The sequence below is a fragment of the Streptomyces sp. NPDC037290 genome (genome assembly GCF_055603245.1).
Map to the genome: position 1 here is coordinate 212,280 of NZ_JBVJVZ010000003.1, position 14,470 is coordinate 226,749.

At 71.9% G+C, this 14,470-nt stretch carries 11 protein-coding genes; 5 read left to right on the plus strand and 6 right to left on the minus strand.

The features are described 5' to 3' along the window. Positions 1–6: 6 nt before the first annotated feature. The 5 genes from ACZ7HQ_RS11700 to ACZ7HQ_RS11720 all read right to left on the minus strand — a co-directional run bounded on the left by ACZ7HQ_RS11700 (position 7) and on the right by ACZ7HQ_RS11720 (position 5,542). Positions 7–1,587 carry an alpha/beta hydrolase gene (locus ACZ7HQ_RS11700; protein ID WP_470987428.1) on the minus strand — a complete coding sequence of 527 codons (1,581 nt, stop codon included), beginning with the start codon at positions 1,585–1,587 and terminating at the stop codon, positions 7–9. Positions 1,588–1,751: 164 nt separating this feature from the next. Further along, complete coding sequence (locus tag ACZ7HQ_RS11705) at positions 1,752–2,207, minus strand: MaoC family dehydratase (RefSeq protein WP_470987429.1); 456 nt, start codon at positions 2,205–2,207, stop codon at positions 1,752–1,754. 3 nt (positions 2,208–2,210) lie between these two features. Continuing rightward, entirely contained in the window at positions 2,211–3,731 is a 1,521-nt protein-coding gene (gene menE, locus ACZ7HQ_RS11710; protein WP_470987431.1) for an o-succinylbenzoate--CoA ligase, read from the minus strand. 12 nt (positions 3,732–3,743) lie between these two features. Then, positions 3,744–4,622, minus strand: coding sequence for an amidohydrolase family protein (locus tag ACZ7HQ_RS11715; RefSeq protein ID WP_470987433.1), 879 nt, complete (start codon positions 4,620–4,622; stop codon positions 3,744–3,746). Positions 4,623–4,624: 2 nt separating this feature from the next. Then, on the minus strand, positions 4,625–5,542 hold the full coding sequence (locus tag ACZ7HQ_RS11720) for an SDR family NAD(P)-dependent oxidoreductase (RefSeq protein WP_470987435.1): 918 nt from the start codon (positions 5,540–5,542) through the stop codon (positions 4,625–4,627). 63 nt (positions 5,543–5,605) lie between these two features. On the opposite strand from ACZ7HQ_RS11720, the gene ACZ7HQ_RS11725 reads away from it, so the two are divergent. The 5 genes from ACZ7HQ_RS11725 (at position 5,606) to ACZ7HQ_RS11745 (ending at position 13,149) form a co-directional block, all read left to right on the plus strand. Beyond that, a complete protein-coding gene (locus tag ACZ7HQ_RS11725) occupies positions 5,606–6,130 on the plus strand; it encodes a MarR family winged helix-turn-helix transcriptional regulator (RefSeq protein ID WP_470987436.1) in 525 nt (174 codons plus the stop codon). Positions 6,131–6,256: 126 nt separating this feature from the next. Continuing rightward, complete coding sequence (locus tag ACZ7HQ_RS11730) at positions 6,257–7,078, plus strand: PaaX family transcriptional regulator (protein WP_470987438.1); 822 nt, start codon at positions 6,257–6,259, stop codon at positions 7,076–7,078. A 164-nt stretch (positions 7,079–7,242) separates the two neighbouring features. Then, positions 7,243–8,655, plus strand: coding sequence for an alpha/beta hydrolase (locus ACZ7HQ_RS11735; RefSeq protein ID WP_470987439.1), 1,413 nt, complete (start codon positions 7,243–7,245; stop codon positions 8,653–8,655). Between the two features lie 15 nt (positions 8,656–8,670). Further along, entirely contained in the window at positions 8,671–10,263 is a 1,593-nt protein-coding gene (locus tag ACZ7HQ_RS11740) for an MFS transporter (RefSeq protein ID WP_470987441.1), read from the plus strand. A 312-nt stretch (positions 10,264–10,575) separates the two neighbouring features. After that, positions 10,576–13,149: an MFS transporter gene (locus ACZ7HQ_RS11745; protein WP_470987443.1), complete on the plus strand. Its 2,574-nt coding sequence runs from the start codon at positions 10,576–10,578 to the stop codon at positions 13,147–13,149. Positions 13,150–13,286: 137 nt separating this feature from the next. Here ACZ7HQ_RS11745 and ACZ7HQ_RS11750 read toward each other — a convergent pair whose 3' ends face one another. After that, positions 13,287–14,468, minus strand: coding sequence for a carboxylate-amine ligase (locus ACZ7HQ_RS11750; RefSeq protein ID WP_470987444.1), 1,182 nt, complete (start codon positions 14,466–14,468; stop codon positions 13,287–13,289). Positions 14,469–14,470 lie beyond the last annotated feature (2 nt).

Sequence of the window (14,470 nt, forward strand, 5' to 3'; positions counted from 1 at the left end):
CCCGCGTCAGAAACGGGGCGATCGCGGGGTGTTCTGCGGCGCCGGGACGATGCGGGGACCCACGCCGGGTCCCTGGCGGCCGGACGGCTTGCAGGTGACGTCCCGTGCCGGAAGCCTGCCGCTGCTCAGGTAGGCGTTGACGGTGCGGTCGGCACAGGAGCGTCGGTCCTCGGAGTACACGCCGTGGCCCTCGCCGCCCTTGACGTACACCATGCGTGAGCCCTTCAGGGCGTGATGCATGCCGAGGCCGCTGGCCAGCGGTGTCTGGGAGTCCCACTGGTTCTGGACGGTGAGGATGCCGACGTCGTTGTGCACCGCGGTGACGGGCTCGGCCGGCTTCGCCCAGAACGCGCAGGGAGTGATGTTGGAGGCGAAGTCGCCGTAGAGGGGGTACTTGGCCTTGTCCCGGACGGCGTCTCGCCGGTACTGCCCGGGGTCGCGGGGCCAGGCCGCAGTGTCGCCGCAGACCACGGTCCAGAAGGCCACGGACTCGTTGTCGGCCGGTGCCTGTGCGGCGGGGGCCTTCGCGAAGCGCGGCTGCTGGTCCGGCGCGGGGGAACGGCGCGCGGACGCATGGCCGTCGGCGGCCTTCTTGAGGTCGACGACCGCCTCGGCCGCGGACTTGGGGCTGAAGAACTGGGCGCGCAGCATGGCCCGGATGTCGTCCCCGGTGAGTTTCTGGCCACCGTCGTCGATCGGAGTGCGGTCGGCCCGGGCGATCAGGTCCCAGAACGTCTTCCTCACCTCGGCCGGGGTGGCGCCCAGTTCGTAGGTGTGGTCGCGCTGGGCGGTCCACTTCGTCCAGCGGGTGAACGCCGGCTCGGTGCCCTCGGCCCAGATCTGGATCATGCCGCGCCACACCCGTGCCGGGTCGACCGCGCTGTCCAGGACGAAGCGGTCGGTTCGTGCGGGGAACATCTGCGCGTAGACGGCACCCAGGTAGGTGCCGTAGGAGTAGCCCAGGTAGGAGATCTTCTTCTCGCCCAGAACGGCGCGGATGACGTCCATGTCCCGGGCGGTGTTGCGGGTGGTGAAGTACGCCAGCCTGTCGCCGTTCCTGGCACGGCACTTGTCGGCGACGGTGCGGGCCCACTTGACGTCCCGGCTGAACGTCTCCGGCTTGTAGGCGTGTTCGAAGTTCTGTTCCGTGGGCGTGAGACCGCAGCTGAGCGGGGTGCTGCGGCCCACGCCGCGCGGGTCGAACCCGATGAGGTCGAACTGCTCACGGACCTTCCCGGGCAGCGCGTCCTTCATCATGACGGGCATGTCCAGCCCCTCGCCGCCCGGACCGCCGGGGTTGAAGAGGATCGCGCCGTGCCGCTTGCCGGGGACAGCGGTCTTCAGACGGGAGACGGCGAGCTTGATCGTCCTGCCGTCGGGGCGGCCGTAGTCCAGCGGCACCTTGATGGTCGCGCACTGGAAGGCGGCGGGCTGCGACGCGTCGCAGCGGTGCCAGGTGAGCGTCTGGCTCTCGAATCTCTTCAGTGGTTCCGCCGCGGATGCCTGTGCCGCCGGTGCGAGGGCGGGGATCAGCGTGGCCGCGGTGATCCCCACGGTGAGCACGGGCGCCATGCGTCCTGTCCGCACGATGGCCGTTCCTTTCCGTCAACTGCCGGGTCGGAACGACCATTTCGTGGGGGCGGGGGCCCACGAATCCCTCTGCGGGGCAGACTTGCTACGACTCCCGGCGGACACAGAAAGAGACGTACGGATGAGAACCCGAGCGGGCGGATCACCGTCCGCCCGGTGGTTCAGGCGTAGAAACGGGACAGACTCTGCAGGACGGCGGCGGGTTTCGTCCCACCGTCCACCTCGATCGTGCCGTCAACAGTGATCTGGACGCCGCCGGGCACGTCCTCGGCCGAGGCGAGCCGGGCGACGAGCCGGATACGGGATCCGGCCCTCACCGGGGCGGGGAAGCGCACTTTGTTCAGGCCGTAGTTCACCTTGGTGGTCACACCCCGCACCTCCAGGAGCCGGGTGAAGAGAGGGATGAACAGGGACAGGGTGAGGTAGCCGTGCGCGATCGGCGCGCCGAAGGGGCCCCGGGCCGCCCGCTCCGGGTCGGTGTGGATCCACTGGTGATCGCCGGTCGCGTCGGCGAAGGTGTCGATGCGTTCCTGGGTGACCTCGATCCACTCACTGGTGCCGAGGTCGCTGCCGGCGAGCTTCTTCAGTTCGTCCAGGCCGTTGACGGTGATGACCACGGGTCACCTCTCTGTTGGGGAAGTAGGAGTGCCGTAGCGCCGGCGCACCCGGGACTTGAGGAGTTTTCCGGAGGCGGTGCGCGGGAGCTCGTCCGCGATCACCACCGACTTGGGGATCTTGTACTTGGCGAGCCGCCCGGCCAGCGCGGCCAGTACCTCCCGCGGGTCCAGGTCGGCATCCGCGGCCGGGACGACGACCGCGCGGGGCACCTCGCCCCACCGGTCGTCGGGGACCCCGATGACCGCGCACTCGGCGATGCCGGGGTGAGCGAGGAGGAGGTCCTCCACCTCGGCGGGGTAGACGTTCTCGCCGCCGGAGATGATCATGTCCTTGATCCGGTCGACGATGTACACATAACCGTCCTCGTCGACCCGGGCCGCGTCCCCGCTGCGGAACCAGCCGTCCGCGAAGGCGGCCTCCGTCTGCGCGGGCAGCTGCCAGTAGCCGGGCATGACGTGCGGTCCGCGCACCACGACCTCGCCGGTCTCGCCGGCGTCGACCGGGGTCAGGTCGGGCCGTACGACCCGCACGTCGCTGAAGAAGTGCGGAACGCCCGCCGAACCCGCCTTGCCGACCGCGTGCTCGGCGTCGAGGAAGAGCGTGCCGGGCGCTGCCTCGGTCATGCCGTAGCCCTGGAGGAAGGTGAGGCCGCGTTCCTGGTAGGCGGCGATGAGCGGGGTCGGCACGGGTGATCCGCCGCAGTTGAGGATGCGCAGCGAGGACAGGTCGGCGTCCGCCCAGCGTGGCTGCCGGGCGACCTGGTCGAACATCGTCGGCACCCCGAACATGAAGGTGATCCGGTGCCGTTCGATCAGGTCGAGGGTCGTCTCCGGGTCGAAGGCCTCCACCAGGACACAGGTGCCGCCCTTGAGCAGCACCGGCAGCGTCAGCATGTTCAGGCCCGCGGTGTGGAACAACGGGGCGGACACCAGGGCGCGTTCGCCGGTGATCAGGTCGTGGTCGACCAGGACGTTGACGGCGTTCCAGGTGAGGTTGCCGTGGGTGAGCATGGCCCCCTTGGGCCGGCCGGTCGTCCCCGAGGTGTACATGATGATGCAGAGGTCGTCGAGGGTGACCGGTTCGTCGATCGGCTCGTCGGGGGCGGACGCCAGTGCCTGTTCGTACTCCTCGCCGATCTCGAGGTGGGTCCGGACGTCCGTGGTTGCCCGCAGCTCCGCGACGATCCTGGCGTGCGCGGGCGCGTGGACGAGGGCCCGGGTGCCGGAGTCGGTGAGCTGGTAGGCGATCTCGGGGCCGGCGAGGCGGGTGTTGAGGGGGACGAAGACGGCGCCGAGGGTACCGGCGGCGAACAGGGTCTCCAGGTAGGCGGGGTGATTGGGGCCGAGGTGGGCGATGCGGTCGCCGCGCCGGACGCCCCGGGCGCGCAGGGCGTGGGCGAGACGGGTGACACGCAGGTGCAGGGTGCGGTAGTCGGTGGTCCGCTCCCCGTGGATCAGGGCCGTACGGTTCGGGGTCTTGCGGGCCCGGCGTGCGGGCCAGGACCCCAGTCCCTCGTTGCGCATCGGTGCCGCCCCTCAGCCGAGCCCCAGGAGGCGGGCCGCGTTCTCCTTCAGGATCTTCGGCTTGACCTCGTCCTTGACGGTGAGCTTCGCGAAGTCGGCCAGCCACCGGTCCGGGGTGAGGACCGGGAAGTCGGAGCCGAACAGGACCTTGTCCTTCAGCAGTGTGTTGGCGTACTGGACCAGCTGCGGCGGGAAGTACTTCGGCGACCAGCCGGAGAGGTCGATGTGCACGCCTGGCTTGTGGGTGGCCACCGCGAGGGCCTCGTCCTGCCAGGGGAAGGACGGGTGGGCCAGGATGATCTTCAGATGGGGGAAGTCGGCGGCGACGTCGTCCACGTGGAGCGGGTTGGAGTACTTCAGGCGGATGCCGCCCCCACCGGGCACTCCGGCGCCGATTCCGGTCTGGCCGGTGTGGAAGAGCGCGATGGTGCCGGTCTCCTCGATCACCTCGTACAGGTCGTACGCCACCGAGCGGTCGTTGGGGAAGAAGCCCTGGATGCTGGGGTGGAACTTGAAGCCCTTCACCCCGTACTCCTCGACCAGCCGGCGGGCCTGCCGCACGCCCGCCCTTCCGCGGAAGGGGTCGATGGAGGCGAAGGGGATGAGGACGTCCGCGTGGGCGGCGGCGGTCTCGGCGACCTCCTCGTTGGGGACGGGAGCGGTACCGGTGGCGGACTCGGCGTCCACCGTGAAGATCACGGCGGCCATCCGCCGCTCGCGGTAGTAGGCGGCGGTCTCCTCCAGGGTGGGCTTGCGCTTGCCCTCGACCCGGAAGTAGGCGGACGAGGCGTCGTGCAGGTCGTCGTCCAGGGAGGAGTGGCCCCGGGAGGACACCTCCGCGTGGGTGTGGACGTCGATGGCAAGGAGTTCTTCGACGTTGAGGGTCGGCATGGTCACGCCTCCGGGATCTTCGGTGCGGGGATCCCGACGGTCTGCGGTTCGGCGCCGATGGAGGTGGGCCAGGCCTCGGCCAGGGTGTCGGGGGTCCAGCCGCCGTCGGCGTAGGCGGTGCGTGTCTCCTGCGGATGCGACCACAGGGCCACCTTGTCGCCGCCGATGCCGATGCACTGGCCGGTGATGCCGCGGGCGGCCTCGGAGGCCAGGAAGGGGACGAGGGCGGCGCAGTCCTCGGGGGTGCCGAAGCCCTCCTGCTTGCGCAGGAATCCGGGCAGCGGTGCGCCGTTCCTCAGGGCCTCGACGTACGGGGCGAAGGCGGGGATGGTCTCGGTCATCGCGGTGGCGGCGACCGGCACGATGGCGTTGACGGTGATGTGCGCGCGGGCCAGTTCCATGGACCAGGTGCGGGCCATCGCGGCGATACCGGCCTTGGCGGCGGCGTAGTTGGTCTGGCCGAAGTTGCCGCGCTGGCCGGCCGGGGAGCCGACGAGGACGAGCGTGCCGCCCTTGCCCTGCTCGCGCATGCGCAGGGCGGCGGCGCGGGCACAGGTGAAGGTGCCCCTGAGATGGGTGGTGAGCACCGCGTCGAAGTCGTCGTCGGTCATCTTCCACAGCACCTTGTCGCGCAGGATGCCCGCGTTGGTGACGAGGACGTCGAGTCGGCCGAACTCCTCGACGGCGCGCCGCACCAGCCGGTCGGCGGCCTCGGCGGTGCCCACCGGGACGACCTCGGCCACGGCGGTGCCGCCGGCCGCGGTGAGGGACTTGACGGCCTGTTCGGCCACGGCTTCGTCGACGTCGTTGACGACCACGGACGCGCCGTGGGCGGCGAGGGCGTGCGCATAGGCGAGGCCGAGGCCCCGGCCGCTGCCGGTGACGACGGCGGTCTTGCCGGTGAGATCGATGGGAGGCATGAGATCGAAGCTAGGAGCAATAATTGTTGTCGTCAATAGTTGTTGTGATCCCCGGAATGCGGCATGCTGGGGAGCACCACCGCGACGACCCAGACCAGGGAGCCCGCCATCGCTCGCCAGCACACCGGCCACCCGACCGCCATCGACGCCGACGAGCCGTGGATGCGGGCGCTGCACGCGGACACGGGCTATCTGCTGTACCGCCTGGGCCTGCGCTCCGGTCAGTTGTTCAACACGTTCCTGCAGGAGTCGGGGCTACGGCTGCGGCACTACGCCGTGCTGCGATTCCTCGCCACCTGCGAGGGCGCACTCCAGCGCGAGCTGAGCGCCCGGCTCGGTTACGACCCGAGCGCGATCGTCGGCCTGGTGGACGACCTGGAGAAACTGGGCTTCGCCGAGCGCCGCCCCGCCCCCGACGACCGCCGCAGCCGCATCGTCGCCCTCACCGAGGACGGCCGCGCGTTCCTGCGCGACACCGACCAGGCGGGCCGGCGCGTCACCGACGAACTGCTCACCCCGCTCACCCCCGCCGAGCGGGAGACCCTGCACACCCTCCTGCTGCGCGTCGCCGGGAACGGACTCACCTGACGCCCGGCCACGCACCGGGAACCGGGCGTCCAAGGTGCCGCAGGCGCCGACTGGTTGACGGACGAAGGCGCGCACCGGCTGCGGACCCACGTGTCAGGGGAACGCCCGGGCTCGTAATGTGTCCACGTGACCGGTGCCGTCCCCCGCCCCCAGTCCCTCCTGCTCAGCTTCCTCGGTGACGAGGTGCTGGGCCGGGGGGTGTGCGTGTACACCGGGAGCGTCATCGAGGTGTTCCGGCGCGCCGGAGTCGGCGAGCAGGCCACCCGGTCCACTCTCACCCGGATGGCCGGCCGCGGTCTGCTGAGCCGCCGGCGCGAGGGCCGGCGGACGTATGTCGGCCTCACCGAACGCTCGGAGGCGATCCTGCGCGACGGCGAGCGGCGCATCTGGAAGACCGGCGCGGTCAACCGGGAGTGGGACGGCACCTGGACCCTGCTCGGCTTCTCGCTCCCGGAGTCATGGCAGCGCCAACGGCACGATCTGCGCTCGCAGTTGACCTGGGCGGGGTTCGGCGCACTGTTCAGCGGGCTGTGGATCGCGCCGGGCGAGGTCGACGTCTCCGGGATCGTCGCCGAACTGGGCCTGTCGGCGCATGTGAAGGTCTTCCGTGCCCACGCGGACGCCGGCATGGACATCGCCGAGACGATCGACGACACCTGGGACCTGCCCGGACTCGCCGCGCGCTACCGCGACTTCGACTGCTCCTGGCGGCCGTACGCCTCGGGCGGCGTGGACCCGGCCACGGAGGACGCCCTCGCACTGCGCCTGCGGCTGACCGCGGAGTGGCTCCAGGTCATCCGCAGCGACCCCCGGCTGCCCGTGCGGCATCTGCCGGCGGACTGGCCCGCGGCCGCGGCGGAGCAGACGTTCCGCGCGGTCCATGCCCTGCTGGAGGCCCCGGCCCGGGACGCGGCGCGCCGGCTGATCGAGACGATTCCGACGGCGTAGCCCCTTCAGTCGTGTGACGCGGCCACGCGCTCCCACCCGAAGCGATGTTGTGCACCGCATTGACGGCTGCAAGAAAAGAGCCCTACATTCCTGGCGCACCTTCGTTCAGTGCACTGAGCAACTTTCCAAGTTCCGCTCCGCAGCCGCAAGAAGGAGCCGACGCCATGCGCGCCCGCACCCTCCCCCGTCCTTCCCGCACCCGCCTGCGCACTGCCCTGGCCACCCTGGCCACGCTCGCGGCCGCGGCCCTCGCCACCTGCCCGGCACCGGCCGCCCAGGCGGCCACGCCGGCCACAGGCCCTCTCACGGGCACCCTCTCCGACGGTGCGACCTGGATCGCGGACGTCCCCGCCGACTGGAACGGCACCCTGCTGCTGTTCAGCCACGGCTTCGGCCCCACCGTCGCCAAGGACGCTCCGTCCGACGCCGTGCGCACCGAGCTGCTCGCCGAGGGGTATGCGCTGGCCGGGTCGTCGTACGACCCCCATGGCTCGATGTGGGCGCTGAACAGCGCCGAACGCGACCAGTTCGCCACGCTCGACGCCGTCATCGCGAAGATCGGCACGCCTGGACGCACCCTGGCCGTCGGCCAGTCGATGGGCGGGCTCGTCAACGCGCAGATCGCCCGCGACGGTGCCGGCCGCGTCGACGGCGCGCTCGGCCTGTGCGGCCTGGTGGCGGGCGGCACCGACCTGGACAACTACCAACTCGACGCCGAGTACGCCCTCGCCCGGCTGCTGCTGCCCGGGCAGGACGTCGGCCTGGTCCGCTTCGGCTCCGCCGCAGACGCCGCCACCACCGCCAAGAGGCTCACCGACGCCGTCACCGCCGCCCAGGCCACCCCCAAGGGCCGTGCCCGGATCGCGCTGGCCGCGGCCTTCCTCAACCTGCCCGCCTGGGCGCCCGGGCAGGACCGGCCCGCCCCGGCCGACTGGGCGGGGCAGGAGGAGCAGCAGTACACGTGGTTCGCGCAGGGCATCCTGGCGTTCGTCGAGGGCGGCCGGTACGCCATGGAGCAGTCCGTCGGCGGCGACAACTCCTGGAACCGGGGCGTCGACTACGCCCGCCTGCTCGCCGGCTCCGTGCACGCCCCGCAGGTCCGCGCCCTGTACCGGACGGCCGGACTGGACCTGGGCGCCGACCTCGCGTCCCTGACCCGGGCCGCCCCTGTCACCGCCGACCCCGCCGCCGTCCGCACCGCGCAGCGCACCTCCTCCGCGGGTCAGGGCCTTGGCGTGCCGCTGCTGGACGTGCACACGATCGCCGACAACCTGGTCCCGGTCGAACAGGAACGGCGGTTCGGCGACCGGGTGCGCGCCGCCGGGGGCGGTGCTCTGCTGCGCCAGGCCTACGTCGAGCGCCAGGGACACTGCGCGTTCACCACCGCCGAGACCGTGGCCGCCCTGCACGCGCTCGAACACCGCGTCGGCACCGGCCGCTGGGACGACACCGCCACCCCGGCCGCGCTCCAGCGGTCGGCCACCGCGCTCGGACTGGACGGGGCGGCGTACGTCGCGTACCGCCCCGCACGCCTGACGGTCGGCCGTGACCGCCCGGCGCACCTCATCAACCCCTGACGTTGGGACCCGGTCATGTCCGACGCATCTCCTGCCCCGCGCAGTTCCCTTCCTCTCGGCACGCTCGTCGCCGGCTGTCTCGCCGTCTGCCTCGCCCAGATCGGGCTCGCGATACCGGCCACGCTCAACGGCCTGTTCCAGGAACACCTCCACCCAGTCGGCTCCCAACTTACCTGGATCTCCGACGCGTTCCTGCTGCCCGTGGCCGTGCTCGAACTCTCCTTCGGCGTGCTGGGCGACCTCTTCGGCCGCAAACGGCTCCTCGTCGGCGGCGCCGCGCTGCTGTGCGCGGGCGAGGTCGTCGCCGCGAGCGCCGCAGGCATCCACCAGCTGTGGGCGGGCCAGGCACTGGCCGGTCTCGGCGCCGCGGCGCTCTTCCCCACCTCGCTCGCCATGATCGCGGCCGGCACCCACACCGGCGCCGAGCGTGCCCGCGCCATCGCCGTATGGGCCTCCAGCCTGTCCGCGGGCGGCTTCCTCGCCCCGCTGCTCGGCGGTGTCACCGGCACCTACGGCTCATGGCGCTCGGCGTTCGCGGTGGTCGCCGCGCTGGCCGCGGTCAGTGCGCTGGTGAGCGGGTGGCTGGCCACCAACTCCCGGGCGCCGGAAGGGCGTTCACTGGACATCGGCGGCCAGATCAGCATCGGCGTCGGCCTGTTCGCCCTGCTCTACGCCGTCATCCAGGGACCGGCGGACGGCTGGGGATCCACCCCGGTGGTCGTGGCGTTCGTGCTCGCCGCCGTCTTCCTGGGCCTGTTCGTCGCCGCCGAGAGCCGGGCGCGCTCCCCTCTGCTGCGCCTGGACCTGTTCCACAACCGTGCCTTCGCGATCGCGTCGGTCGTCGCGGTCGTGGGCATGTTCAGTTTCCTGGGTACCGCCTACGCGGCGAGCATCCGGCTCGGCCCCATCCAGCACCAGAGCCCGATGCGCGCCGCCTTCGCGTTCCTGCTGCTCAACGGCATCACCCCGGTCCTCACGCCGCTGACCTCCCGGCTGCTGCACCGGCTGCCCGCACGGGCGCTGCTCACCGCCGGTCTGGCGCTGATCGCCGCGGGAGACTTCCTGGCCGCCGGGCTGGACGCCGGCGACCGCGACCTGACCTCGCTGATCCTGCCGCTCGGGCTCGTCGGCGTGGGCTTCGCGTTCACGGTGTCGTCGATCACCGCGACCGCCGTCAACACGGTGCCGCTGCCGCTCGCGGGCATGGCCAGCGCCGCCACCAACCTGTTGCGGGCCTTCGGCTTCACTCTCGGCCCCGCGGTCATCGGCGCGGTCGCGCTGAGCCAGGCGGCGTCCCGGGTGACCTCCTCACTGGCCACCTCGGCGTCCCTGAGCGCGGAGTCGAGGACGGCGGCGCACGAGGTGCTGCGGGAAGGCGGCCCCCTCGCGCTGAACTCCGTCCCCGCCACCGCCCCACCGGGCGCGGCCCGCGCGTACGCCTTGAACGCCCTCGGCCACGGCTACGCGATCGGTTTCGTGGTGTGCGGCGCGGCCGCGCTGTTCTCGGCGCTGCTGGTGGCGACCGCGCTGCGCGGACGCCCGGCGTGGAGTCCGGCATCGGCCGTGCGGGAGGCCGCGGCGACACCGGGCGCACCCGCACAGAGGTGATGCGGCCCCCTCCTTCCGGGATCTAGACTCACTTGGTAGCCGCAAGCAACGGAAAGTGAGCGATGATCGACACGGGCAGCCGGAGCCGGGTCTCGCTGCCGGGCGCCGCCGAAGCCGGGCGTCCAGCGTGCGGGCACTTCGTGCGCGGGCGTGCGGCGGAGCCGACGCGCCTGGCTCCGCGGCCGTCCGGCGACCGGCCACTCCTCGCACCGCTGCCGAAGCGCCGCAACGACGCCCCGCGGATCGCACGCACACGGGCCTCGCAGCCGGGCAGCGCCCGGGTGGCGAGGCGAGGCAAGGAGAACTGCACGGATGACCACGCCCGCGTCCCCGCCCCGCGGGGGAACCGCAGCGATAGCCCCGTCGGCCCCACCGGCCGGCAGGCTCTCGCACCGCCAGATCATGACGATCCTCAGCGGTCTGATGCTGGGGATGTTCCTCGCGGCGCTCGACCAGACGATCGTCAGCACCTCGATCCGCACCATCGCCGATGATCTGCACGGACTCAGCTCTCAGGCGTGGGTCACCACCGCGTACCTGATCACCTCCACCATCAGTACACCGCTGTACGGCAAGCTGTCCGATCTCCACGGCCGCAAGCCCTACTTCCTGGCGGCCATCACGATCTTCATCGCCGGCTCGGCGGCCTGTTCGTTCGCCACCTCGATGACGGAGCTGTCCGCGTTCCGCGCGTTCCAGGGCATCGGTGCGGGCGGTCTGATGTCACTCGCCCTGGCGATCATCGGTGACATCGTGCCGCCCCGCGAGCGGGCCCGCTACCAGGGCTACATGCTCGCGATGTTCGGCTCCTCGAGCGTGCTCGGCCCCTTGATCGGCGGTTTCCTCGCGGGCCGGAGCAGCATCCTGGCCATCGCCGGCTGGCGCTGGGTGTTCCTGGTCAACGTGCCGGTCGGCGTCATCGCCCTGTTCGTCGTCGCCAAGGTGCTGAACCTCCCGCACGCCCGGCGCGAGCACCGTATCGACTGGTGGGGCGCGTTCACCATCGCCCTCGGCGTGGTGCCGCTGCTGCTCGTGGCCGAGCAGGGCCAGGACTGGGGCTGGACTTCGACGAAGGCCTGCGTCTGCTACGCGGTCGGCGTGGTCGGCCTGGTGGCGTGGGTGTTCGTCGAGCGGGCCATGGGCGAGGAGGCCCTGATCCCGATGCGGCTGTTCCGCAGCGCGGTGTTCAGCAAGATGAGTGTGCTGTCCGTGCTCATCGGTATGGGCATGTTCGGCGGGCTGATGATGGTCCCGCTGTACCTGCAGATCGTGAAGGGGGTCAGCCCCACCAGGTCCGGTCTGCTGATGCTGCCGCTGATGGTCGGGATGATCGCCGGGACCATCGTGGTCGGACGCATCATCCAGCAGACCGGCAAGTACAAGATCTTCCCGGTCATCGGCACCGTCCTGATCATCGCCGCCATGCTGCTGTTCCACTACCGGGTGCAGTGGAACAGCCCGCTTCCGGAGACCATGGCCTACATGGCGCTGTTCGGCATCGGCCTCAGCGGGTGCATGCAGATCCTCACCCTGGCCGTGCAGAACGCCGTCGAGCCGAAGGACATGGGTGTGGCGACCGCGTCGGCCACCTTCTTCCGGCAGATGGGCGGCACCGCCGGTACCGCCGTCTTCCTCTCCGTGCTGTTCAGCACCGTCGGCGACAAGATCAGCTCGGCGTTCCGGGCCGCGTACGAGACGCCCGCGTTCCAGGCCGCGCTCCATGACCCCGCCGTACGTTCCGACCCCGCGAACGCACCGGTGCTGGAGATGTTCAAGCACCCCCGGGCGGGCGGCGGGAGCGGCTCAGGGGTGCTGGACGACTCCTCGTTCATCCAGCGGCTCGACCCGCGCCTGGCCCAGCCGTTCAAGGTCGGCTTCACCGACTCGATGCACCTCGTCTTCCTCATCGCGGCGGCCGTTACGGTCCTGGCCTTCCTCGTCGCGCTGTGGACCAAGGAGGTGCCGCTGCGCAAGGTCTCCGGGCTGGAGGCGCGGGCCGCTGAGGAGAGCGCCGGTCCGGCTCCCGAGCCGGCCCCGGCCACTGCCGGCGAGCCGACCACGCAGAACACCGCCGTCGGCCCGACCGCCCAGCCGGCCGGGCCCGTTCCCGGCGCCCTCCGGTACGGCGTCCGCGGCCGGGTGCTGGACGGCGTGGGTGCCCCGGTGCCGCAGGCGGTGATCACGCTGATCGATGTGGACGGCAGGCAGCTCGACCGCGCCGTCAGCGGCGAGGACGGTGCCTACGCGGTGGCCGTTCCCCGTCCCGGCACCTATGTGCTGATCGGCGCCGCCGGTGCCCGCCGGCCGCAGGCGGTCACGGTGCTGGTCCGCGACGAGCCGGCCGCGTGCGACCTGGCGCTGAGCGGCACCGCCGCCCTCACCGGATCCGTCCGGGACGCCGTCGACGGACACCCGCTGGCGGGTGCCCTTCTCGTCGCCACCGACGTGCGCGGCGAGGTCGTCTCCTCCGGCACCTCGGCCGCCGACGGCGCCTTCGCGCTCACGGATCTGGTCCCCGGCAGCTACACGCTCGCGGTGAACGCGCCCGGGCACCGCCCGGCCGCTCTCCCGGTCGAGGTCGCCCCGGGGGCCACGGAGGCCCACGAGGTCCGCCTCGAACCCGGTGCCCGGCTCCACGGCGTCGTGACCGGCGCGACCGGCACGGCGCTCGCCGACGCCAAGGTCACCCTGCTGGACGGGGCGGGGAACGTGATCGGCACCGCGGTCACCGGCCCCGACGGCGCTTACGGGTTCACCGACCTCACCGGCGGCGCGTACACGGTCATCGCCGGCGGCTACGCCCCGGTCGCCGCGTCGGTGCGCGTGGACGCAGGCGGCGTCATCGACCACGACCTCGAGCTGTCCCACGAGGACCCCTCGCGGTAGCACCCGAGAGCCGGCCGGGAGCGGTGACACCGCCCCCGGCCGCACATCTCTCGATGCCGGCACGACGTGCGGACTCGGCGACGTCGGCTGGTGGGTCCGCACCGCAGCCCCCACCCCGCAGGGGACCGCCGGGCGTGTCATCCGAGAGGCCCGCCACCGTGCTCCGGTGGACCGACCGGCTCGACGGCGAGGTCGTCCACGACCGCCTGCAGGAAACCTCCGTACCGTTCCGCGACACGCCGCTGGCGCGCGGAGCCCGTCCCGGTGAGCTGGACGCCGCTCAGCCAGTCGCCGACGCACGGGTCGTCGCCGTACCGGCTGAGGTGCGGTTCGGCCCGTTTCCACAGTTCCTCGATCAGGCGGCCGACGGGCGTGGGGGCGCAGTCACGGGTGTGGGTTGCGGGCAGGGTGCCGGTCGGTCCGTGCCGGGCGGCCTGCCAGCATGCCGCCCGCAACAGCAGGTCGGGGGCCTCGGGCGCGTATTCACCGGCACGTGCCGCCTCGATGGCGTGTCCGACGAGGCCGCGGACGAGCAGGGCGTAAGCGGTGGTGGTCCCGGCCTCGGGCATCACGTCCGCGATGCGTACCTCGATGGTCGGGAGGTGTGCCGAGGGCCGGACGTGCCAGTAGATCATGGCCGGGTCCATCGCCGCTCCGGTGGCCACGAGTTGGCCGACGACCCGTTCGTAGTGGGCCGCACCGCGCAGGTAGGGCGGTGGCCCCGCAGCGGGCCACCGGCTCCAGACCATGGAGCGCCAGCTCGCGTATCCGGTGTCCGTCCCGCCGCTGTACGGGGAGTTGGCGGTGAGGGCCAGCAGCAGGGGCATCCAGCCGCGCAGGTGGTTGACCACCTCGACGGCCTCTTCCCGGTCGGTGACGCCCACGTGGACGTGGCAGGCGTTCACGCCCTGCTCGTGGACCATGGGCCCGAAGCGGCTCGCGAGGGCGCGGTAACGCGGCTGGTCGAGCAGGGGCGGTGGCCCGGAGCGGCCGAGGACCGCCGTGCCGCTGGGCACCAGCAGGCAGTCGTACTCGGCGGCTGCGGCGGCCGCGCCCGCGCGTAATCGAAGGATCTCCGCCTCCAGTTCGGCGGCCGTACGACACACCGCGCTGACGGTCTCGACCTGGGACTGCGAGAGTTCGGGGGTGGCGTGCGGCGCGCCGAGGTGAGCGCGGGCGGCGGGTACGACGGAGAGGGATCTGTACACGGCCGACCTGCTGTGCCGGTCGGCCAGGACGAACTCCTCCTCCACACCCATCGTCGGCGGTGCGGTCGACTCCGGCGGGAACCCGGGCTCGCCGGCGGCAACAGGAGTCACGG